The sequence below is a fragment of the Streptomyces gilvus genome (assembly GCF_022513565.1).
Lineage (GTDB): Bacteria > Actinomycetota > Actinomycetes > Streptomycetales > Streptomycetaceae > Streptomyces > Streptomyces gilvus.
In genome coordinates, this window is the sequence record NZ_JAKWBE010000002.1 from 129,726 (window position 1) to 150,743 (window position 21,018).

Annotated in this window: 21 protein-coding genes; 14 read left to right on the top strand and 7 right to left on the bottom strand. The window is 72.6% G+C overall.

Going from position 1 to position 21,018, the window contains the following annotated elements; all coding sequences use genetic code 11:
• Positions 1–26: 26 nt before the first annotated feature.
• Positions 27–494: a MarR family winged helix-turn-helix transcriptional regulator gene (locus tag MKW14_RS04775; protein WP_240859115.1), complete on the top strand. Its 468-nt coding sequence runs from the start codon at positions 27–29 to the stop codon at positions 492–494.
• Complete coding sequence (locus MKW14_RS04780; protein ID WP_308314579.1) at positions 491–2,236, top strand: MFS transporter; 1,746 nt, start codon at positions 491–493, stop codon at positions 2,234–2,236. Before MKW14_RS04775 ends, MKW14_RS04780 begins: the two co-directional genes overlap by 4 nt.
• A 4-nt stretch (positions 2,237–2,240) precedes the next feature.
• On the opposite strand, the gene MKW14_RS04785 is transcribed toward MKW14_RS04780, so the two are convergent.
• Together MKW14_RS04785 and MKW14_RS04790 are read right to left on the bottom strand one after the other, a co-directional pair.
• Positions 2,241–3,086 carry a lysozyme gene (locus MKW14_RS04785; protein WP_240859116.1) on the bottom strand — a complete coding sequence of 282 codons (846 nt, stop codon included), beginning with the start codon at positions 3,084–3,086 and terminating at the stop codon, positions 2,241–2,243.
• Between the two features lie 422 nt (positions 3,087–3,508).
• On the bottom strand, positions 3,509–4,426 hold the full coding sequence (locus tag MKW14_RS04790) for an SGNH/GDSL hydrolase family protein (RefSeq protein ID WP_240859118.1): 918 nt from the start codon (positions 4,424–4,426) through the stop codon (positions 3,509–3,511).
• A 520-nt stretch (positions 4,427–4,946) separates the two neighbouring features.
• Between MKW14_RS04790 and MKW14_RS04795 the strand changes: the two genes are divergently transcribed.
• From MKW14_RS04795 to MKW14_RS04810, 4 genes are all read left to right on the top strand, one after another.
• Positions 4,947–5,270 (top strand): DUF485 domain-containing protein, encoded by a 324-nt coding sequence (locus MKW14_RS04795; protein ID WP_374116537.1) that lies wholly within the window; start codon positions 4,947–4,949, stop codon positions 5,268–5,270.
• Positions 5,267–6,877, top strand: a complete 1,611-nt coding sequence (locus MKW14_RS04800; protein WP_240859123.1) for a sodium/solute symporter — start codon at positions 5,267–5,269, stop codon at positions 6,875–6,877. Before MKW14_RS04795 ends, MKW14_RS04800 begins: the two co-directional genes overlap by 4 nt.
• Positions 6,878–7,108: 231 nt before the next feature.
• On the top strand, positions 7,109–7,660 hold the full coding sequence (locus MKW14_RS04805) for a hypothetical protein (RefSeq protein WP_240859125.1): 552 nt from the start codon (positions 7,109–7,111) through the stop codon (positions 7,658–7,660).
• Between the two features lie 211 nt (positions 7,661–7,871).
• Entirely contained in the window at positions 7,872–9,197 is a 1,326-nt protein-coding gene (locus MKW14_RS04810) for an alpha/beta fold hydrolase (protein ID WP_240859127.1), read from the top strand.
• A 21-nt stretch (positions 9,198–9,218) separates the two neighbouring features.
• On the opposite strand, the gene MKW14_RS04815 is transcribed toward MKW14_RS04810, so the two are convergent.
• Entirely contained in the window at positions 9,219–9,899 is a 681-nt protein-coding gene (locus MKW14_RS04815) for an alpha/beta fold hydrolase (RefSeq protein ID WP_240859130.1), read from the bottom strand.
• A gap of 156 nt (positions 9,900–10,055) precedes the next feature.
• Between MKW14_RS04815 and MKW14_RS04820 the strand changes: the two genes are divergently transcribed.
• A complete protein-coding gene (locus tag MKW14_RS04820) occupies positions 10,056–10,775 on the top strand; it encodes an FAD binding domain-containing protein (protein WP_240859132.1) in 720 nt (239 codons plus the stop codon).
• Positions 10,776–10,779: 4 nt separating this feature from the next.
• Here MKW14_RS04820 and MKW14_RS04825 read toward each other — a convergent pair whose 3' ends face one another.
• Positions 10,780–11,298, bottom strand: a complete 519-nt coding sequence (locus MKW14_RS04825) for a P-loop NTPase family protein (protein WP_240859133.1) — start codon at positions 11,296–11,298, stop codon at positions 10,780–10,782.
• Positions 11,299–11,391: 93 nt separating this feature from the next.
• Between MKW14_RS04825 and MKW14_RS04830 the strand changes: the two genes are divergently transcribed.
• Positions 11,392–13,164 (top strand): MOSC domain-containing protein, encoded by a 1,773-nt coding sequence (locus MKW14_RS04830; protein WP_240859134.1) that lies wholly within the window; start codon positions 11,392–11,394, stop codon positions 13,162–13,164.
• Positions 13,165–13,167: 3 nt separating this feature from the next.
• On the opposite strand, the gene MKW14_RS04835 is transcribed toward MKW14_RS04830, so the two are convergent.
• Positions 13,168–13,908 carry a GntR family transcriptional regulator gene (locus MKW14_RS04835; protein ID WP_240859135.1) on the bottom strand — a complete coding sequence of 247 codons (741 nt, stop codon included), beginning with the start codon at positions 13,906–13,908 and terminating at the stop codon, positions 13,168–13,170.
• 212 nt (positions 13,909–14,120) lie between these two features.
• Between MKW14_RS04835 and MKW14_RS04840 the strand changes: the two genes are divergently transcribed.
• The 5 genes from MKW14_RS04840 (at position 14,121) to MKW14_RS04860 (ending at position 19,596) form a co-directional block, all read left to right on the top strand.
• Entirely contained in the window at positions 14,121–15,272 is a 1,152-nt protein-coding gene (locus MKW14_RS04840) for an ABC transporter substrate-binding protein (protein ID WP_240859136.1), read from the top strand.
• On the top strand, positions 15,269–16,171 hold the full coding sequence (locus tag MKW14_RS04845; protein WP_240859137.1) for an ABC transporter permease: 903 nt from the start codon (positions 15,269–15,271) through the stop codon (positions 16,169–16,171). Before MKW14_RS04840 ends, MKW14_RS04845 begins: the two co-directional genes overlap by 4 nt.
• Complete coding sequence (locus MKW14_RS04850; RefSeq protein ID WP_240859138.1) at positions 16,156–16,974, top strand: ABC transporter permease; 819 nt, start codon at positions 16,156–16,158, stop codon at positions 16,972–16,974. Before MKW14_RS04845 ends, MKW14_RS04850 begins: the two co-directional genes overlap by 16 nt.
• Before the next feature lie 3 nt (positions 16,975–16,977).
• Positions 16,978–18,054 (top strand): ABC transporter ATP-binding protein, encoded by a 1,077-nt coding sequence (locus tag MKW14_RS04855; RefSeq protein WP_240859139.1) that lies wholly within the window; start codon positions 16,978–16,980, stop codon positions 18,052–18,054.
• A 75-nt stretch (positions 18,055–18,129) separates the two neighbouring features.
• On the top strand, positions 18,130–19,596 hold the full coding sequence (locus MKW14_RS04860; protein ID WP_240859141.1) for an HAD-IA family hydrolase: 1,467 nt from the start codon (positions 18,130–18,132) through the stop codon (positions 19,594–19,596).
• Positions 19,597–19,599: 3 nt separating this feature from the next.
• Here the strand turns inward: MKW14_RS04860 and MKW14_RS04865 are convergent, their stop codons facing one another.
• Positions 19,600–19,866, bottom strand: a complete 267-nt coding sequence (locus MKW14_RS04865; protein WP_240859143.1) for a hypothetical protein — start codon at positions 19,864–19,866, stop codon at positions 19,600–19,602.
• Between the two features lie 43 nt (positions 19,867–19,909).
• A complete protein-coding gene (locus MKW14_RS04870) occupies positions 19,910–20,323 on the bottom strand; it encodes an SRPBCC family protein (RefSeq protein ID WP_240859145.1) in 414 nt (137 codons plus the stop codon).
• A gap of 287 nt (positions 20,324–20,610) precedes the next feature.
• Between MKW14_RS04870 and MKW14_RS04875 the strand changes: the two genes are divergently transcribed.
• Positions 20,611–20,985 carry a roadblock/LC7 domain-containing protein gene (locus MKW14_RS04875; protein WP_133043789.1) on the top strand — a complete coding sequence of 125 codons (375 nt, stop codon included), beginning with the start codon at positions 20,611–20,613 and terminating at the stop codon, positions 20,983–20,985.
• Positions 20,986–21,018 lie beyond the last annotated feature (33 nt).

Sequence of the window (21,018 nt, forward strand, 5' to 3'; positions counted from 1 at the left end):
CAGACTGATAAGCCTAGCGTTACTACATGACGACGCGGACGGAGACAGCCCCCGAGGGCGGGCGCGAGGCGCGGGACAGCGTCCGGCTCGCCTCCGACCTGCGGCTGGCGGTGGGACGGGTGACCCGGCGGCTGCGGCAGGCCCACGCCGTGGGCGACGTGTCGCTGTCCGGTGTGTCGGTGCTGGCCCGGCTCGCCGCCGACGGCCCCGACTCGCCGACCTCGCTCGCCGAGATGGAGCGCGTCCGGCCCCAGGCGATGGCCAGCACGCTCGCACTGCTCGAACAACGCGGCCTGGTGCGCCGTACCCCCGACGCCACCGACGGCAGGCGCAGCATCGTGGCCGTGACCGAGGAGGGGCGGGCCATGCTGGCCGAGCGGCGGTCGGAGTCGGTGGACCGGCTGGGCGCCGTCCTGGAGGGCTTCAGCGCCGAGGAGCGCGCCGCGCTCGCCGCGGCCCTGCCGCTTCTCGACCGACTGGCGGAGCGGCTGTGATCGCGCGGCGCAAGGACACCCCGGTCGGGCCCGGGTACAAGTGGGTCGCGCTGTCGAACACCACGCTCGGCGTGCTGATCGCCACGATGGACGCCTCCATCGTGATCATCTCGCTGCCCGCGATCTTCCGCGGGATCGGCCTCGACCCGCTGGCGCCGGGCAACATCGGCTATCTGCTGTGGATGATCCTGGGCTATCTGCTGGTCTCGGCCGTACTGGTCGTCGTACTCGGCCGGCTGGGTGACATGTTCGGCCGGGTCAGGATCTACAACCTCGGCTTCCTCATCTTCGCGTGTGCCTCCGTGGCGCTCTCGCTGGACCCGTTCCGGGCCGGCGCGGGGGCGCTGTGGCTGATCCTGTGGCGGATCGTGCAGGCCTTCGGCGGCTCCATGCTGACCGCGAACTCGGCCGCCATCCTCACCGACGCCTTCCCCGCCCGGCAGCGCGGCATGGCGCTGGGCATCAACCAGATCACCGCGCTCGCCGGCCAGTTCCTCGGCCTGCTCGCGGGCGGTCTGCTCGCCGCCGTCGACTGGCGGGCGGTGTTCTGGGTGAGCGTCCCGGTCAGCGTCACCGGGACCGTCTGGTCGTATCTGAGCCTGCGGGAGACCGCGTCGGGCCGGCGCGGCCGCATCGACTGGCTGGGCAATCTCACCTTCGCGGCCGGCGCCGGGATCCTGCTGGCCGGGATCACCTACGGCATCCAGCCCTACGGCGACAGCGCCACGGGCTGGGCGAATCCCTGGGTCCTCGCCGGCCTCATCGGCGGCGTGAGCCTGCTGCTGGCGTTCTGCCTCATCGAGACCCGGGTCGCCGAACCCATGTTCCAGCTGGCCCTGTTCAAGGTGCGCGCCTTCACGGCGGGGAACCTGGCCGCGCTGCTGACGGCGATCGCGCGCGGCGGGCTACAGTTCATGCTCATCATCTGGCTGCAGGGCATCTGGCTGCCGCTGCACGGCTACGACTACGCCGACACCCCGCTGTGGGCCGGCATCTTCATGCTCCCGCTCACCCTGGGCTTCCTGCTCGCGGGACCCATATCCGGCTATCTCTCCGACCGGTTCGGCGCACGGCTGTTCTCCACCGCCGGTCTGTGTCTGGTCGCGTGCTCGTTCCTCGGTCTGCTCGCGGTGCCGGTCGACTTCGAATACGGCCTGTTCGCGGCGCTGTTGCTGCCCAACGGGCTGGGCCAGGGCATGTTCTCCTCGCCCAACACGTCCTCGATCATGGGCAGTGTGCCGCCGGAGCACCGCGGGGTGGCCTCGGGCATGCGGTCCACGTTCCAGAACTCCGGGACCGCCCTGTCCATCGGGGTGTTCTTCTCCCTGATGGTCTCCGGCCTCGCCTCCTCGCTGCCCGGCACGCTCAGCAGCGGTCTTCAGGCGCACGGCGTGCCGGCCGGCGCGGCCGAGCACGCCGCCTCGCTGCCGCCGGTCAGCACGCTGTTCGCGACGTTCCTCGGCAACAACCCCATCGAGCATCTGCTCGGTTCGGGCGGCGTCCTCGACCAGGTCACCGCGAGCCAGCGTGCCGCCCTGACGGGCCACACCTTCTTCCCGCGGCTGGTGTCGGGGCCGTTCCACCACGGTCTGACCATCGTGTTCGGCGTGGCGGCGGGCATGGCCCTGATCTCGGCGCTGGCCTCCGCCCTGCGCGGTGCCCATCACGCGGAGCCCGAACGTCCCACCACGGCCGGCGTCGGCCAGGAGGCGGCCCAGCCCCGCCACAACGCGCCGTCGTGAACGGTCAGTCGGCCGCGAAGTCGCGCAGCGCGTCCTTGCCGCCGTTGAACCGGTCGTGGTCGCCGACCGTGGGCCCGGAGGAGGTGTACTGCCACATCGTGTACGAGGACCAGCCGGCCGGGAGCGCACCCACCGAGGAGGCGTAGCGGGCCACCCACAGGGGGTTGGAGGATCCGAAGGCCGCCGAGTCGCCCGTGCAGGTGCTCCACCAGCTGGTGGCGGTGTAGATGACGGCGGCGCGTCCGGTGCGGGCCTTGTAGCGGTTCACGAAGTCCCGGATCCACGACACCATGCCGCTCTTGGACTTGCCGTAGCAGGAGTCGCCGTAGGGGTTCCACTCGATGTCGAGGGCGCCGGGCAGCGTCTTCCCGTCGCCGGACCAGTCGCCGCCGTGGTCGACGAAGTAGTCGGCCTGGGCGGTGCCGCTGCTGGTGTCGGGGGTGGCGAAGTGGTACGCGCCGCGCACCATGCCGACGTCGTGGGAGCCGCCGTACTGCTGGGCGAAGTACGGGTTGCGGTAGGAGGTGCCCTCGGTGGCCTTGACGTAGGCCCATCCGACGCCGCTGCTCCACAGGGTGGACCAGGAGGCGTTGCCCTGGTAGCTGGAGACGTCGACGCCCTCGGTCTGGGCGGTGCGGATCAGCGGGGCGGCCGCGCGGGTGTCGGCGCCGTCGTGGGCGAGGACACCCATGCCCATGTAGGCGCTGCCGCGCACGGGTATGGGTATGGACTCGGCCGACGCGGACGCGATCGGCAGGGCGGACAGGGCCAGGAGGAGACCGGCCGTGGCGGCGGTCGGGCGTATGCGCGAGCGGGCGCGCCTGCTGGTGTTTGGTTGCACATGAGCCATCTGACCCGCAGTCGCACCGGCTCGCACGTCAGGCTCCGCCCAACGAAGCAACGGCGTGCTCCGCCCGACGAAGCAACGGCCTGCTCCGCCCGGCGAAGCAACGGCCTGCTCCGCCCGGCGAAGAAACGGCGTGCTCCGCCCGGCGGAGCAACGACCCGCCGTCAGCGTCTGCGCCAGGACCACCCGCTGCCGATGCCCGCCACGTGCAGGGCCGGCGCCGTCAGCCCGAGGAGCATGAGGTTGGTCGAGGTGAAGGTGTGGTTGGTGGAGATGTCGGCCGCGTCGACGAGGAACGCGATGAAGAACAGGACCGCGGAGAGGATCGCCGGCGTGATGTCCGTCCGGTCGGTGGGTCGGGGTTCTCGTACCGTGTGGGGTCCGAATGCCCCCGACTCACCGGCTCACGCCGACGGCCCGGTGCCTCAGCGGCCGTACCCCCTGTCCAGCCGTTCGAGCACCGCCCCCGCCATCGCCGCCTCGCCCTTGGCGTTGGGATGGGCCGGGGCGGCCGGGGAGGCCGGCTGCAGGGGCTCGATCCAGCGGTCGGCGGGCGCCTTGCACATGTCGTGGCCCCGGGTGGGCGCGTAGGTGTCGACGTACTCCGCGTGGTTGAACGCGGCCGTGAGACGGAGCATCAGGTTGAGCCGCTTCTCGGTGTCGCGCAGATAGGGGAAGTCCTTGGCGGCGAAGGGCACCGAGGGGTAGCAGCCGCTGCCGTCGTCCGGCAGCAGGTCGGGGTAGCCGACGACCACGACACGCGCGTGCGGCGCCCTGTGGTGCACGGCCCTGAGCACCCGGGCGACCTTCGGCGCGGTCTGCAGCACGGCGAGGGCCAGTTGGTCGGTGCCGGAGGCGGTGTAGTGGCGTTGACAGGGGTTGCCCGCCAGGTCCTGGGCGGAGAGCTGGACGCAGGTGGCGATGATGGAGCTGAAGCCGACGTCGTTGCCGCCGATCTGGACGGTCACCAGGTCGGTTCCGCGCCCCACCGCGTCGAGTTGGGGTCCGTTGGTGCCCTGGGGCTTCCACATCTCCTCGGTCGTGGCGCCGGCGCAGCTGACGTCGTCGAGGACCGTGCCCCGTCGCTGGGCGCCGACCAGAGAGGGGTAATTGTGGTCGGAGCGGGCGCAGTTGGCGTCGACCTGGGTGGGGATCACGGGACCGGAGGTGTAGGAGTCGCCGAGCGCCACGTACTCCGCCTGCTTGTGTCCGCCGGGCGCGCCGTGCGCGGTGGCCGGGGTCCCGGCGGCCAGGACGAGGGCACAGCTGCCGACGGCCGCCGCAACTGCCGTGGCCCGTCGGCGTCTTGACGCCGATACGGCCGGCTGCGTGTCACGCTTCATGGAGACCTCCTGGTCCGAGCCGTCAGGGCGGGGTGCGGCCGCGCACGGTCGTCGCGCGTTCAACTGGCCTTGTATACCGGTGAGTAGAGCCTGTCGGCCAGAGGCGTACGGCGACGAATTCAGGCGATTGCGGTGCGGAACAGGCGAGTCCGCCTGCCGCGGGCCGCGCACCGATCACGCGAACCAGTTCGACGCGCCCTCGTCCGGCCGGGCACTCAGGTGGGCCTACGCCCCACCTGTCACACCCGCAACATCCGAGGTCAGCGCCCGGATGGGCCCTCACCAGGGAGTTCGGCGGAAGTCGCTGCAAGCGCTCCGTCGCCCGCATAGCGTGCGGTATCCCGAACCGCTCCCCCACGTCCCCCGCGGTCCGCACCTCTTGGGCCCCGACCCACCAGGAGATCCTGGGATGTCCACCGACAGCTCCGAGTTACACCCGGCGCGGCACCGGTCCGCCCGGCACGCCTTCGCCTCACCCGCCGCCCACCTCCCCGCTCCCCGCGAGCCCCGACGGCTGCCCGTGCGCGCCCGCTCGTGGACCGGCCCGCACCGGGACCTGCGGCTGCTGCGCCGGGCCGCGCGCCGACTGCGCCGCGTGGCCACGTTCGTCGCCCTCGGCTACTTCGCCGCCTTCCTCACCCTGACCGTCGCCCGCCCGTCCGTGATGACCCGCCCCGCGCCCGGCGGGCTGCCCACCGGACTCCTGCTCGCCCTGGTCCAACTCCCGGTCACCTGGCTGGCGGTGCTGGTGTACGAGGTCACCGCGCGCCGGTACGTCGACCCGCTGGCCCGGCAGGTGCGCCGGCACGCCCACGGCACCGCCGACGGGGAGCCGCGGCCGTGACCGACTTCACCGGCACCGCGCAGTCCTGGTCGCTGGTGGCGTTCTCCACGGTCGTCGCCCTCACGCTGCTGCTGTGCGTGCTCACCGGCCCCGACCGCGACGACCTCGACGAGTTCTACACCGGCTACCGCTCCCTGTCGCCGCTGCGCAACGGCCTGGCCATCGCCGGCGACTACATCTCCGCCGCGACCGTGCTCACCATCGGCGGGGTCATCGCGCTGTGCGGCTACGACGGTGTCGTGCTGGCCCTGAGCACCCTGCTGTCGCTGCTGCTCCTGATGGTCCTGCTGGCCGAACCCCTGCACCACACGGGCCGGTTCACCATGGGCGACGCGCTGGGCAGGCGCCTGCCCGGGCGCGCGGTGCGCATCACGGCGTGCGCGGTGACGCTGGCCGCGCTCGTGCCGATGATGGTCGTCCAACTGGCGGGCGTGGGACAGCTGCTGGCGTTCATCCTCGGCTTCCACGACAGCGCGATGCGCACCGGGTGCGTCGTCGGGGCCGGAGCGCTGATGATCACGTACGCGGCGATCGGCGGGATGCGGGGCACCGCCCTGATCCAGATCCTCAAGACGGTGGTGCTGCTCGGGTCCGGGCTGGTGGTGGCCGCGCTCGTGCTGCACACCTTCGGCTGGAGTCCGCACACCCTGTTCCGGTCGGCGGCACACCGCAGCGGGGCCGGCGACGGCTTCCTGCGCTACGGGCTGCAGTTCGCGAGCGGGCCGCACCGCGGCCTGGACATGGTCAGCACCCAGTGCGCCATCGTCCTGGGCGGAGCCTGTCTGCCGCACGTCACCATGCGGATGTACACCGCCGGCAGCGCGCGGCAGGTGCGGCGCGCGATGTCCTGGGCGGTGTCGACGGTCACCCTGTTCATCGCCGTCATCACCGTCGTCGCCGTCGGCGCCACGGCCCTCATCGGGCGCACGGGGGTCGCCGCCGCCGACCCGCGCGGCAACACCGCCTATCTGCTGGGCGCCCGGGCCGCGTTCGGGATGCGGCTGTCGCACGCGGAGAGCCTGTTGTTCACCGCGGTCACCACGGCGATCTTTCTCACGCTGCTGGCCTCCGTGGCCAGCATGACCCTGGCCTGCGCCAACTCCCTGGCCCACGACGTCGCCGCCACCCGCCGGCCCACCCCACCGCAGCGCGAGACGGCCCTGGCCCGGCTGGCCGCCCTGGCCGTGGGCCTCCCGGTGATCGTGCCGGCCGTGCTCCTCCAGCACCGCAGCCTGCAGCCGCTGGCCACCCTGTCCTTCTGCCTGGGCGCCTCGGCCATCGCGCCCGCACTCGTCTACAGCCTCTTCTGGCGGCGCTACACCCGCACCGGGCTGCTGTGCACCCTGATCGGCGGCAGCGTGAGCGTGCTCGTCCTGATCACCGGCACCAACCTGGTCTCCGGGACACCTCAATCAGCCTTTCCCGACGTCGACTTCAACTGGTTCCCCTTCACCACGACGGCCCTGGTCTCGGTACCGGCGGGCTTCCTGTGCGGCCTGTTCGGCACCCTCCTGTCCGGCCGAAGCGCGTCCGCGCGGGAGCGGGAGCGGTACGAGGCCATGGAGCACCTGCTGCTCGCCGGTCCCGCACGCCCCAGGAGCGGATGACGGCAGGTCATGGCACTTGGCCGGATTCCCTCCCCCGGCCCGGCGAGCCGCCGCGCGCTGGGTATCCCTGCAGGGGTCGAGGCAGGCGGGGTTGGGGGGGCTGGCACTGTGGCACGCCGATGGCGGACTTCCGGGCCCTTCTCATCGCGTCGCCCACCAAGACGGCAGCCGGTACGCGCCGCGGGGGCGGACGCCCACGACGGCCCCCGCTTCCGTGACGTCCTGCCGGCGTTGGCGGGGCTGGTCGCGGTGGTGTGCGCGGTGGTCGCCGTACTGGCCCTGGGGTACCGGGCCGCGGGGATCGGGGTGCCGCTGGCCGGTGTGGTCGTTCTCGCCATCGCGGTGACGGTCGCCGTGCGGCGCCAGGGTCCGGTCATGCGCCGGCGCCTCGGGTACTACACGCCCGAGGAACTCCTCGAACTCGACACCCAGGGCCTGGCGTTGGCGGTGGCGCGGATGCTGCGCCGGGACGGCTGGCGGGTACGGCTGCTGCCGGCCGCCGACCGGCCGCGGCTGTGCGCCCTGGACAGCAGCGGACGCCGACTGGACGTGGCGTTCCGGCCGGTCGCCGAGCCCCTGCCCGACGAGGACCTGCCCCATCCGCACGCCCACCGGGAGAACGGGCAGTCCCCCCTCCACCTGGTCGTGCACCGGGGCTCGTTCGGCGCGCGCGACGTCCGGTGGGCGCGGCGGCAGGGCCGGACCTGTCTGCTGGACGGCTCTCTGCTCAGGCGGTGGGGGCAGGGCACGCGGCTGAACGAACTGCTGCCTACAGGCTTGTGACATCCCGCCGGCGCCTATATTACTGAAACGTAACCTCCTTGGGGCTACCGCCGGTAACACCCCCGCGGGTACGGTCCTGACACTTCGTCTAAGAGTGCGCGAGGTGCGGTGGGACGACCGCGCCTCGTGCCGTCGGCCCCTGCCCCACCGGGCCGCAGGACGCCCGAGCCGCAGATCGAGGCTCGGCCTCCCCCCACTTCGGAGGTCCGTCATGCCCGTTTCCGCACGTCTGCTCGCCGTGGCCGTCACGACCGCCACCTGTCTCGGCGCCACCGTCGTACCCGCGGCCGCCGCGTCGCCCACCGACGCCGTGGTCTCCCGCGGTGTCACGATCCCGGAGTTCTACAACCCGCCCGCCGCCCTCCCCTCCGCCGACGGCGCCCTGGTGCGCAGTGAACCGCTGCCCCTCGCGCTGAGCCTGCCCGGCGTCAACGGCCCCCTGCCCGGCACCGCCACCCGCCTGATGTACAAGTCGACCGACTCACGCGGCCAGGCGATGGCCGTCACCGGCGCCTACATCGAGCCGAGCGCCGACTGGAAGGGCACCGGCGACCGGCCGCTGGTCGCCGTCGCACCCGGCACCATGGGACAGGGCGACCAGTGCGCCGCCTCCCTCGGCCTGGAGCACCCGCTCACGGCCAACGGACAGACGGTGTCCATCGGTTACGAGGACCTGGCGATCTACCGCCTGCTCGCCGAGGGCGTCGCCGTCGTCGTCACCGACTACGCCGGCCTCGGCACCACGGACCGGCTGCACACCTACGTCAACCGCGTCGACGAGGCCCACGCCGTCCTCGACGCCGTCCGCGCCGCACGCTCACTGCCCGGAACCTCCCTCACCCGCGCCTCGAAGGTGGCCCTCTTCGGCTACAGCCAGGGCGGCGGGGCGACCGCGGCCGCCGCCGAACTCCAGCCCTCCTACGCCCCCGACATCACCCTCGCCGGAACCTCCGCGGGCGCTCCGCCGGCCGACCTGGCCGAGGTCACCAAGGCCGTCGACGGCAGCGAACTGGCCGGCGCGCTGGGCTGGTCGGTCAACGGCTTCCTGCAGTCCGACCCGGCCCTGAAGCCGATCGCCGAGGCCCACCTCAACGCGGCGGGCAAGGCGGCCCTCGCGGACCTCTCCACCATGTGCGTGGGGGACGCCCTGTTCGCCTACGGCGGCAAGCACAGCACCGGTTGGACCACCGACGGCCGCTCCATCAGCGACATCATCCAGTCGGAACCGGCCCTCACGGCCTTCCTCGACCAGCAGCGCATCGGCAGGATCGAACCCGCCTCGCCGGTCCGCGTGTCCACCGGCACCAGCGACAACCTGGTACCGCACGCGCAGGCCCGGCAACTCGCCGTCGACTGGTGCGCCAAGGGCGCCGACGTGACGTACAAGCCCATCGCGCTGCCGAACCTGGGCAGCGCGCTGATCAACCACTTCACGCCGCTGCTGACCGACCAGGGCGACGCGATAGCGTGGCTGACCGACCGGCTCGACGGCAAGGCCGCCACCTCCAACTGCGGTGATCTGTCCGGACTTTCCTGACACCGGCCCTTCCTGGCACCGCTACAGCTGTACGGCGCCCTCCGCCGCGCAGGCCTCGGCGGCCAGCCCGTCGGCCACCGGATCCGGCCGCAGCATCTGGGTCACCACCTCGGCGGTGGCCCGGTGCCAGTCGCCGCTGCGCCGGAGCATCGCGTGGTCCCCGCCCCGTACCGCCACCAGGCCCGCCGCCATGCCGGCGGCGCGGGCCCGGTGGACGTAGGCGACCGAGTCGGCGTAGGCCGTCACCCGGTCGCGGTCGCCGTGCAGGAGCACGGTGCGGACGTGGTCGAGCTGGTCGACGGGGTCCTCGGGCGGACACCACGGGGCGAGCGCCACCACGCCCCGCACCGTCGGGTGGGCCGCGGCGCGCAGGGCGGCCCGGGCGCCCATCGAGTGCCCCACGAGGACGACGGGCGCACCGGCCGTCAGCTCCTGGAGGTCGTCGAGGGCGCGCAGGGCGTCCTCGGCGGGGTCGCCGTCGTTCCAGCCCCGGTAGCGGTAGCGGACCTGCCCCAGCAGGACGTCCTGCGCGGCCGTCGCCGCGGCGGCCCGCAGCACCGGGTGCATCCGGAGCGCGGCGACCTGCCAGGGGCGCGCCGTGCGACGGCTCTCCTCCTGGCCGCCGTGCAGGGTGAGGACCGCCGCGGTCGCGCTCCGCGGCGGGGCATGGCGCACGATCAGTGCGGACGAGTTGCGCTGCACGCCCCCATCCTGCCGCACGCCGACGACGCCCCCGCTCGCCCACCCCCACGGCGGGGGCGCACGCGGTGAACCAGTGAGCCCTGTACGCGCCTCCACCCCGGCGGGGACGATGCGCTGTGTCGTTGCTCAACCCGTCGTGAAAGCAGGTCGGCTCCCGTGCTGTTGCGTCTGCCCGAGTCCGTGTCCGAAGCGCAGGAGTGCATGGCCCAGGGAGCGGTGCCCGTCGGCGGGGCCACGCTGGTGTGGGCCGGCTGGCAACGGGACGGGTTCCCTGAGCAGGCGATGTCCTTGCGCAACGTCCCCGAGGCCACCGCGATCGCGCCCGGCACCCTGGGCGGCGCCGTGGTGCTCAACCGGATCGACGAGCGCGTCCCCGAGGTCCTGCGCGAGGCGGCGGCCTCCGTCGGCACCGGTGCGGTACGCCGCGCCGGGACCGTCGGCGGCAACCTCGTCGGCAGCACCCTGCGCTGTCTGCTGCCCGCCGCCCTGGTGCTCGACGCCCGGGCGACGGTCCTGGAGCCGGAGGGAGCACGCGAGACGGACCTCGCCGAAGTCCTCGCCAAACAGCACCTGTTGCTGAGCCTGCACTGGTCCGACCCCGTCACCAGCGCCTACCGCAAACTGGCCGGCGAGGCGGGCGGCCCGCCGCCGTTCGTCGTGGCCGGCGCCGTGCACCGCGGCGGGGAAGGGCTCTGCCTGCGTCTCGCGGTACGCGACGGCTACGAGGTCCTCGCGGGCACGGCCGGGTGCGACGCCGGGCCGGAGGAGGCCCTCACCGCGCTGCGCGACACGGCCGTCGGCACCCTGAACGACGACCACTGGGAGGTCGTACGACAGCACGCGACGGACCTGCTGGCGCGTCCGGCCGTGCGCTGACCGACTACAGGGCCGCCAGCCAGGCCGCCGTGTCCCGGGGGTGGCGCAGTCTGACCGTGTCGAGGGGCGCGAAACGGCTGTCCGCCGAGCGTCGGGCGATCTCCTGATGGCGTGAGGTGTGCTGCGTCCACGCCCACCGGACCGGGTGCTCCCGGCTCAGCCAGCCCGACCAGGTCTCCCGGTTGCCGCCGAAGATCACCTCGCGGGTGAGCGAACGCCGCAGCGACCGGCGCAGGATGCGCGGCATGACGACCCGGCGCGGATAGTCCAGCCACACCACCGTGTCCGCCCGGTCCCACAGCAGGTCGCGGACCTCGGGGTACCCCAGGGAGTCCACGACCCAGCGGGGCTGCGCCGCCATCCGGGACACCGTCCCGACCAGCTCGCCGTTGACGGCCCACCCGGGGCCGGTGAAGTACATGGCGTCCATTTCGTGGTACGGCAGATCCAGGCGCCGGCTCAGGGCATGAGCCAGCGTGGACTTGCCCGCGCCCGTGACACCCACCACCAGGATCCGCTGCACCGGTACACCCTACGGCCCGGCCGACCGCGCCTCGCCGCCACCGGCGTGCGGTGCGAGGATGGGGGCACTGCGCGGGCAGGAGGGAGCAGCCCCTTGGCCACTCTGGTCTCCGTGAACGTCGGTATGCCCCGGGACGTCCCCTGGCACGGGACGACCGTCCGGACCGGGGTGTGGAAGCAGGCCGTCGCCGGCCCGAGGATGGTGCGCCGGCTCAATGTGGACGGCGACGGACAGGGCGATCTCGGCGGACACGGCGGTGAGCAACGGGCGGTGTTGGTCTACCAGTTGGATTCCTACCGGTACTGGCAGGACCAGCTGGGCCGCGAGGACTTCGTCCACGGGCAGTTCGGGGAGAACTTCACCGTCGAGGGCCTGTCCGACCAGGAAGTGTGCATCGGCGACCGCTACCGGATCGGCGGCGCGGTCCTCGAGGTCACCCAGCCCCGGGTGACCTGCTACCGGGTGGGGCTGCGGATGGACGAGCCCCGCATGGCTGCCCTCCTGGTCGCCCATGGCCGCCCCGGGTTCTACCTGCGGGTGATCACCGAGGGTGAGGTGGAGGCCGGCGACGACATCGTCAAGCTCTCCACCGGTCCCGAGGCCATGACGGTCGCGGAGATGGACGCCCTGCTCTACCTCCCCGGCCATCCCCGCGAACAACTGCTGCGCGGGCTGCGCATCCCCGCGCTCAGTCCGGGCTGGCAGGGTTCCCTGCGGGCGCTGCTCGACGGCGCCGACGGCGCGGGTTCCGGCGGAGGCAACCGGGGGCTGACGGCGGCCGCGACGAGTCCGCCACCGGCCTGGCCGGGATTCCGGCCCCTGAAGATCACCCGGATCGCCACCGAGAGCCGCAGCGTCTTCTCCCTCACCCTCGCCTCGGATGACGGCCGCCCCCTTCCGCCGGCGCGGCCGGGGCAGTTCCTCACCGTGCGCCTGCGCCCGGACCCCGAGGGGCCGCAGGTGATCCGCAGCTACTCCCTGTCCGGACCTCCCGGTGCGCCCACGTACCGGATCAGCGTGAAGCAGGAGCCGCACGGGCTCGCCAGCACCCATCTGCACGGCCACGCGCGGGTGGGAGGCGTACTCGATGTCGCGGCGCCACGCGGCACCTTCGTCCTCGCCGACGGCAGGTCCCCCGTCGTCCTGGTGTCCGCCGGCGTGGGCGCCACCCCGGTGCTGTCCATGCTGCACGCGCTGGCCGAGGCCGGTCCGTCCCGCCCGGTGTGGTGGCTGCACGGCGCCCGGAACGGACACGACCACGCCTTCGCACACGAGGTGCGCGACCTGCTCGACCGTCTGCCCTCCGCCCGCGTCTGCATCGCCTACAGCCGCCCGGGCGAGGACGACCGGCTCGGCGTGGACCACACGGCGGTGGGCCGTCTCTCCGCCGAGATGATCCGCGGACTTGACCTGCCCGCGGACGCCGACGCGTACGTCTGCGGACCGGCCGGGTTCATGCGGGACGTCTCGGACGCCCTGACCGAGGCGGGCATCGCCCCGGCCCGCGTCCACACCGAGCCCTTCGGTGCCCTGGCCGCCATCCGGCCGGGTCTCCTTCCCGCCTCCGCGCGGACCCCGCACGTCCCGGCCCGTCCGCTGGGCGACGGAACCGGTCCCGCGGTCTCCTTCGCCCGCAGCGGCATCACCGTGCCCTGGGACGCCGGGTACGGAACGCTGCTCGACCTGGCCGAGGCCTGTGACGTCCCCACCCGCTGGTCCTGCCGCACCGGCGTCTGCCACACCTGCGAGACCGCCCTCCTCCAGGGCGGAGTCGCCTACGCACCGGATCCCCTCGACGAACCCGCCGAGGGAAACGCCCTCATCTGCTGCTCGCGGCCCTCGCGGGACCTGGTCCTGGATCTGTGACGGTCACTCCGCGGTCTTGCGGGCCAGCGCGTTGTTGTCGATCGAGTTGTGCACGCTGAAGCTCACGGCGTCCGAGCGGTAGCGGTCGTCCGACCACTCCACCGGGCGCCCCTCACGGGTGGTGGTCACCCGGCGGACGCGCAGGAGGGGGCTGGTTCGGCGGATGCCGAGCAGTTCGGCGTCCTGGGCGCCGGCCGCGACCGCGTCGATCACGTGCTCGCCGTAGGCGAAGACCAGACCGGTGCTCTCGTACAGGAGTTGGGTGACCGAGGGGGCGTCGGCGTCGATGGACTCGACGGCGGGCGCTATCCAGTCGGCGTACACCGTGCGCTCCAGCAGCACCGGCTCGCCGTCCAGACCGCGCACCCGCAGCACATGCAACACCGGTGTCCCCTCGCGCAGTTGGAGGCGGGCGGAGTCCTGCGCGGTGGCGGGGAGGTACTCCTGGGCGACGACATGGCCGGTGGCCTCGCGGCCCATGGCGTGCGCCCACTGGGCGAAGCTGCGCAGTTCGGCGAAGCTCTGGCTGCGGCGGCTGGCCAGCACGACCCGGCGCGCTCCCTGCCGGGAGCCGATCAGCCCCTCCGCGGTCAGTGCGGCGACGGCCTGGCGCACGGTGCCGCGCGAGACGCCGTAGTGCGCGGCGAGTTCCGTCTCGGCGGGCAGTCTGCTGCCGACCGTGTACTCCTCGCGGTCGATCGCCCGACGCAGTTCGTCGGCGATCTCCTCGTGTCGCGCCGGCATCGCTTCCCTCCGAATCGGCTGTTGTGCACAGCGTGATCAGGGTAATCGAGTCGGCGCCCTGATCGCGCCCACCGGGAACTGTGCAGGCAACCAGGGTCCAGGGTTTCGCCATTGTTTACGGCCACGACACCATCAGACGCCTTACTGAGGCCAACTTGTTCAGACAAGTTCCGAGTCTTGTGCGTCCCCTGCACCCCCTTTCTGGAGTCACCGTGTCCCAGCCGAGAACAGCCGCCCTGGCCGGCTCCCTCGCCGTCGTAGCCGCGCTCGCCCTGAGTGCCTGCGGCGCCGCTCCCGACAACGCGTCGACGACCGCCGACGGCAAGAACGCCGCCACCGCCACCTCGGCCGCCGACTTCGGCGGCATGGACGCCCTGGTCAAGGCGGCCAAGAAGGAGGGCACGCTGCACGCCATCGCGCTGCCCCGCGACTGGGCGAACTACGGAGCCCTGATCGACGGCTTCCAGAAGAAGTACGGCATCAAGATCCAGGTCGAGAACCCCGACGGCTCCAGCCAGGACGAGATCAACGCCGTCACCTCCCGCAAGGGCCAGGACCGGGCGCCCGACGTCCTCGACCTGGGCTCCTCCTTCGCCCTGAGCGCCGCCCAGCAGGGCCTGCTCGCGCCGTACAAGGTGACCTCCTACGCCGATATCCCGGCCGGGCAGAAGGACCCGCAGGCCCGCTGGTACAACGACTACGGCGGTTACATCTCGATCGGCTGCGACGCCAAGCGCGTGAAGACCTGCCCCACCACCTTCGCGGACCTGCTCAAGCCCCGGTACAAGGGCCAGGTCGCCCTCAACGGCAACCCCACCAAGTCGGGTTCGGCCTTCGGCGGTGTGTACGCGGCCGCGCTCGCGAGCGGTGGCTCCTTCGACGACATCCAGCCCGGCCTGGACTTCTTCGCCAAGCTGAAGAAGAACGGCAACTACACGCCCGTGGAGTCGACTCCGGCGACCGTCGAGAAGGGCGAGACGCCGATCAGCATCGACTGGGACTACCTCAACGCCGGTTACGCCGACGAGTTCAAGTCCAAGGGCGTCGACTGGAAGGTGGCCATCCCCTCCGACGGCCAGTACGCGCAGTACTACTCGCAGGCCGTCAACAAGGACGCCCCGCACCCGGCGGCCGCCCGGCTGTGGCAGGAGTACCTCTACAGCGCCGAGGGCCAGAACCTGTGGCTCAAGGGCTACGCCCGGCCGGCCCTGATGACGGCGATGGAGAAGGCCGGCACCCTCGACAAGGAGGCCGCCGCCAAGCTGCCGAAGGTCACCGGCACGCCGTCGTTCCCGTCCGAGGCCCAGCAGAGCAAGGCCAAGACGGTCATCGCGCAGGGCTGGGCGAAGGCCGTCTCCGGATGACGGCGACCCTCACGGGCGTGGACGTGGCGCCGCCGGTCACCTCGGTGAAGGGGCGGCGCCGGGTCCCCGGCTGGCTGGCCGTCGTCCCGCTGCTCGTGTTCACCGCGATCGCCTTCGGGCTGCCCGCGCTCGCCATGCTGAACGGCGCGTTCAGCGTCAAGGACCAGGCCACGGGCGCCAGTTCGTACGGCACCGGGAACCTGACGACCTCGCTGCACGGCGCCTATCTGACCGCGCTGCTCGGCAGCGTCAAGCTGTCCGCCGTCTCGGCCGGCCTCGGCACCCTGCTCGGGCTGCCGCTCGCCCAGGTCGTGGTCACCTCCCGCTTCCGCGCCCTGCGCGAGGCCGTGCTGACCGCGTCCGGGGTGCTGGCGAACTTCGGCGGTGTCCCGCTGGCGTTCGCCTTCGTGGCGACCCTGGGCAACGCCGGTGTGCTGACCCGGCACCTGGGGCTGACCGAGAAGGGCTGGGACCTGTACAGCTTCTGGGGCCTGGTCATCGTCTACCTGTACTTCCTGATCCCGCTGATGGTGCTGACCATCACGCCGGCCCTGGAGGGCCTGCGCGCGCAGTGGCGGGAGGCGGCGCAGAACAACGGCGCCACGGCCGTGCAGTACTGGCGTCATGTCGCCCTGCCGGTGCTGCTGCCGTCGCTGCTGGGCGGGCTCGTGCTGCTGTTCGGCAGCGCCTTCGCCGCGTACGCCACCGCCGCCGCCATGGTGGGCAGTTCGGTGCCGCTGGTGACCCTGCAGATCGCCGACGCCATCTCCGGCAACGTCCTGGTCGGCCAGGAGAACGTGGCGCTCGCCCTCAGCCTCGACATGGTCCTGGTCGCCGGTCTGGTCATGGCCGTGTACCTGCCCCTGCAACGACGGAGTGCGCGATGGCTCGACGCCTGAACGTGTGGCGGTGGGTCGTCCTCGGCCTGGCCGCGCTGTACTTCCTGGTCCCGCTCGCCGCGTCCGTGGTCTTCACGGTCGACGTGCCGGGGCAGGGCGTCACCTTCGACGCCTACACGCAGATCGTCTCCACCGCCGGCTTCGGCTCCAGCCTGCTGCTCTCGCTGGAGCTCGCGCTGGCCACCATCGCGATCGTCCTGCTTTTGATGGTGCCCGCGATGGTCGCGCTGCGCCTGAGCGCGCCGCGGCTGCGGCCGGTGGTGGAGGTGGTGTGCTCGCTGCCGCTGGTCGTGCCGCCGATCGCGTTCGTCGCCGGGATCGCCACGGTGCTCAAGTGGGGCCCCGACCATCTGTCCCGTACCCCGCTGTTCGAGACGTTCGTGGCCATCCAGAACCCGAGCTTCCCGTTCGTGCTGGTCCTCGCGTACGTGGTGATGGCGCTGCCGTTCGTGTACCGGGCGCTGGACTCCGGGCTGCGGGCCGTCGACGTGCGCACGCTGGTCGAGGCCGCCCGCAGCTGCGGCGCGGGCTGGCCGCAGGCGCTGGTGCGGGCGGTGCTGCCCAATCTGCGCGGGGCGCTGCTGAACGCCGCCTTCCTCACGCTCGCCCTGGTGCTGGGCGAGTTCACGGTCGCCCAGCTGCTGGGGTTCCAGCCGTTCGCCGTGTGGATCTACAGCGTCGGCGGATCGCAGGCCCAGCTGTCCGTCGCTGTGTCCGTGCTCAGTCTCCTGGTGACCTGGGCCCTGCTCCTCGCGCTCGCCGGTGTCGGCGGGCGCACCCGTACCGCTTCGTCCCGAGGGTGAACCATGACCGCCACCACGCTTGAGCCGACCACGGTCGGCAAGGCCGCCACCGTCGAATTCCAGGGGTTGCGCCGGGAGTTCGGGGCGACCGTCGCCCTGGACGGGCTCGATCTGACCGTGCGGCCCGGGGAGTTCCTGGCGCTGCTCGGCCCCTCCGGCTGCGGCAAGACGACCGCGCTGCGCATGCTCGCCGGGTTCGAACACCCCGACTCCGGCGCGGTGCTGGTCGACGGCGAGGACGTCACCCGGGTCCCGGCCCACCGCCGGGACGCCGGGATGGTCTTCCAGTCGTACAGCCTCTTCCCGCATCTCAACGCGCTCGACAACGTCGCCTTCGGGCTGCGGATGCGCAAGGTGCGCACGGCCGAACGTAGGTCGCGGGCGGCCGAGTTGCTTGAGCTGGTCGGTCTCGCCGACAAGGGGGACCGGTTCCCGCACCAGCTCTCCGGCGGCCAGCAGCAGCGCATCGCGCTCGCCCGGGCCCTCGCCCTGCGCCCGCGTGTCCTGCTGCTCGACGAGCCGCTCTCGGCGCTGGACGCCAAGGTGCGGCTCGCGCTGCGCGAGGAGATCCGCCGGCTGCAGCAGGAGCTCGGCATCACCACCCTGTTCGTGACGCACGACCAGGAGGAGGCCCTGTCGATCGCCGACCGGGTCGCCGTGATGCGGGCCGGGCGGCTCGAACAGTGCGCCGAACCCGGCGAGTTGTACGGGCGGCCGGCCACCGCGTTCGTCGCCGAGTTCGTCGGCACGATGAGCCGGATCCCCGGACGGCTGGCCGGGCCGGACGTGGAGGTGCTCGGACTGCGGCTGCCCGCCGAGGGAACACCGCCCACCGCGAGCGAGGTCGACGTCCTGGTACGGCCCGAGGCCGTGCATGTGACGGCCGACGAGGGCGGCGACGCCCAGGTGATCGCCACCGCGTTCCTCGGCGCGACCACCCGGCTCACCGTCCGCCTGGCCGACGGCACGGAGGTGAAGGCCGACCTGCCCACGCACGAGGCGACCGCCCTCGGCGCGGGAGCCGCCGTACGGGTCTCGCTGCCCCAACGCCCCGTGCTGGTCGCCGAACGGGCGGCCTGAGCCCCGACCCGCCGTCGATCCGGCGTCCGCCGACTTCGGACGCCGGCCCGTGTCCCCCCACCGAAAGATGAGACCGTGACCCAACCCCCGCTCCAGGCCGTCCTGTTCGACATGGACGGCACGCTCGTCGACACCGAGCGGCTGTGGTGGGAGGCGGTGCAGGACGTCGCCACGGGCCTCGGCCGCCCGCTGACCGAGGCCGACCAGCCGGAGGTGCTGGGCCGACCGGTCGAGCACACCGCCGCCTGGCTGGCCGCGCTCACCGGCGCGCCCGGACTCGCCGACCGGCTGCACCGTGAGTTCACCGAGCGGGTGCGCACCGGCATCGTGCCCCGACCCGGCGCGCTGGACCTCCTCGACGCCCTCGCCCGCGAGGGCGTGCCGACCGCTCTGGTCACCGCCTCGCCCCGCGCGGTCGCCGACAGCGTCCTGGCGGTGCTCGGCGCCGACCGCTTCCGGGTGTCCGTCACCGCCGACGACACCGCGCGCACCAAGCCCGACCCCGAGCCCTACCTGACCGCCTGCCGCGCCCTCGGCGTCGACCCGGCCGGGTGCGTGGCGGTCGAGGACACGGCGACCGGCGTCCGCTCCGCCGAGGCCGCCGGCTGCGCCGTGCTGGCGGTACCGTCGCTCGCGCCCATCGAGCCCGTGCCCGGGCGGACGGTCGTGGCCAGTCTGGAGGGGACGAGCGTGCGCCGGTTGCGCGGTCTGCTCGGTACGCGGCTGCGGGTGATGAGCTGGAACCTCTGGCACGGCGGTGCGAAGGTCGACGACCACCGGGCCAAGCAGCTGAAGGCCGTCCTGGACGCCGAGGCCGATGTCGTGGGCCTGCAGGAGACGGCCGGTACGGCGGCCCGCGAACTCGCCGACGCGCTGGGCTGGCACCACCACCAGGCGGGCGAGAACCTCGGCATCATCAGCCGCCACCCGATCACTGCAGGTCTCGGCGATCCCGAGGTCGGCTTCTACGGGGCCACCGGCGCCCGTATCCGGGTCGACGGCACGCATGAGGTCGACGTGTGGACGGCCCACCTCCACTACTCGCCGTACGGCCCCTACGAGGCCGCCTTCGACGGACTCGCGGCCGCCGAGCTGATCGCCCACGAGGACGTGCGGCTCGCCCAGATGCGGGACGCGCTGCGGCAGATCGCCGAGGCCGCCGGGCCGGCCACGCCGGTCGTCCTGACCGGCGACTTCAACTGCCCCTCCCACCTGGACCGGCCGCAGGTCGCCTGGCCGGTCACCCGGGCCGCCGAGGAGGCGGGACTGCGCGACTCCTACCGCGAGGCCCACCCCGACCCGGTGAGCGCCCCCGGGCACACCTGGTCGCCGATCCACACCCGGCACGAGCACGATCCCGCGCGCGAGGAGCCGCAGGACCGGATCGACTACGTCCTGCACAACGGGCGCGGTCTCGCGGTCACCGACTCCCGCACGGTCGTCACGGGCGTGCCGCGCGCCTGGCCCGACGTCGCCGGCAACGACTGGCCGTCGGACCACGCGGCGGTGCTGACGACGTTCGTCCTGCACCGGGTGGAGTGACCGTCAGGGGCTGTCGCCGTGCCAGTCGAAGCGGCGGGCGTCCTCGGGGCGCGGTATGTACAGGGCCCGGCCGCCGGTGCCGTACCTGCCTATCTCGGTGCGCAGGGGGATCCCCTCGCGCAGGTCTGTCTCGCCGCGGCCGGTGATGTCCAGCAGCAGGCCGTCCAGCGGGCCGCCGACGAGCTCGGCGTAGGTGCGGCCGGGGCGGGGTGCGGCGTCCTCGTGGTCGGCGCCGTAGACCCGGCCCCGCATGAACTCTGTCTCGTCCATGGCCTCAGCGTCGCATCCGGCACTGACAACGCGGGGCCGGGCGTCAGCCGGCGGCGTTGTCGACGCGCATCCGGACCTGCTCCTCGAGGCGCTCCAGGCTGGTGTCGAGGGCCTGCCGGACCGCCTGCTCGCCGGGGTCGTGGGTGTCGTCGGCGAAGGACAGGTGCACGGTCACCCGGCTGGTCCCGCTGTCGGTGCCGTCGACCTTCAGCCAGCCGGCGTAGCCGCTGTCGTCGCTCGTGCCCCATTCGAGCCGCATGTCGTCGGGGTGCGGCTTCAGCACGGCGGGCGTGTCCTGGTCGGCGTGTTCCTCGTGGACGGTGACGGCCGGCGGCCGCTCGGGCCGCACATGGAGCGTGTTCGGCAGCCAGCCCTCCAGCTGGCCGATGTTGGCCGCCTGGTCGAAGACGTGCTCGGGCAGGGCCGGCATGGCGCGGGAACGTTCGTACTCGGTCATCGCTCATCACCTCCGGTTGGGTGGCGCACAGGCGACGCGTGCCCCTTTTGCGGTGGTTGAACCGACGATCAGGGGTGTGACCGCCCGGGCCGCAGGGCGGAGCGCCAACTTGTCCGCCGGTCGGGGCAGTTCCCGCCGTGGAAACGGACCATGGGCGCACCTGTTCGGCCATCATCCGTCAGTCCCGAAGACACCGGCCCCCGGGAACCGCGCCGCGCCTACGGTCCGTGCATCGGACGGAACGGCGAACGCCGGTCCGCCGCAGCCGACAGACAAGGGGAGGCGCTATGGCGAGTGTGGAAGTGTCGCTGAAGGAGATGATGACCGCGGTCGAGGGATCGGTGGGAGCCGCGGTCGTCGACTACACCAGCGGCATGGCCCTGGGCACCCTGGGCGGGGGCAAGGACCTGGACCTGACCATCGCCGCGGCCGGCAACACGGACGTGATCCGGGCCAAGGTGCGCACGATGGAGCAGCTGGGCCTCAAGAGCCGCATCGAGGACATCCTGATCACGCTGGAGAAGCAGTACCACCTGATCCGGCTGATCACCGGGCGCACGGGCAACGGGCTGTTCCTGTACCTCGTGCTCGACAAGGAGCGCTCGAACCTGGCGATGGCCCGCCACCAGCTCAAGCGGGTCGAGGAACAGCTGGAGATCTAGACCGGCCGGAACTCCCGGGTCGCCGTGCGCCCA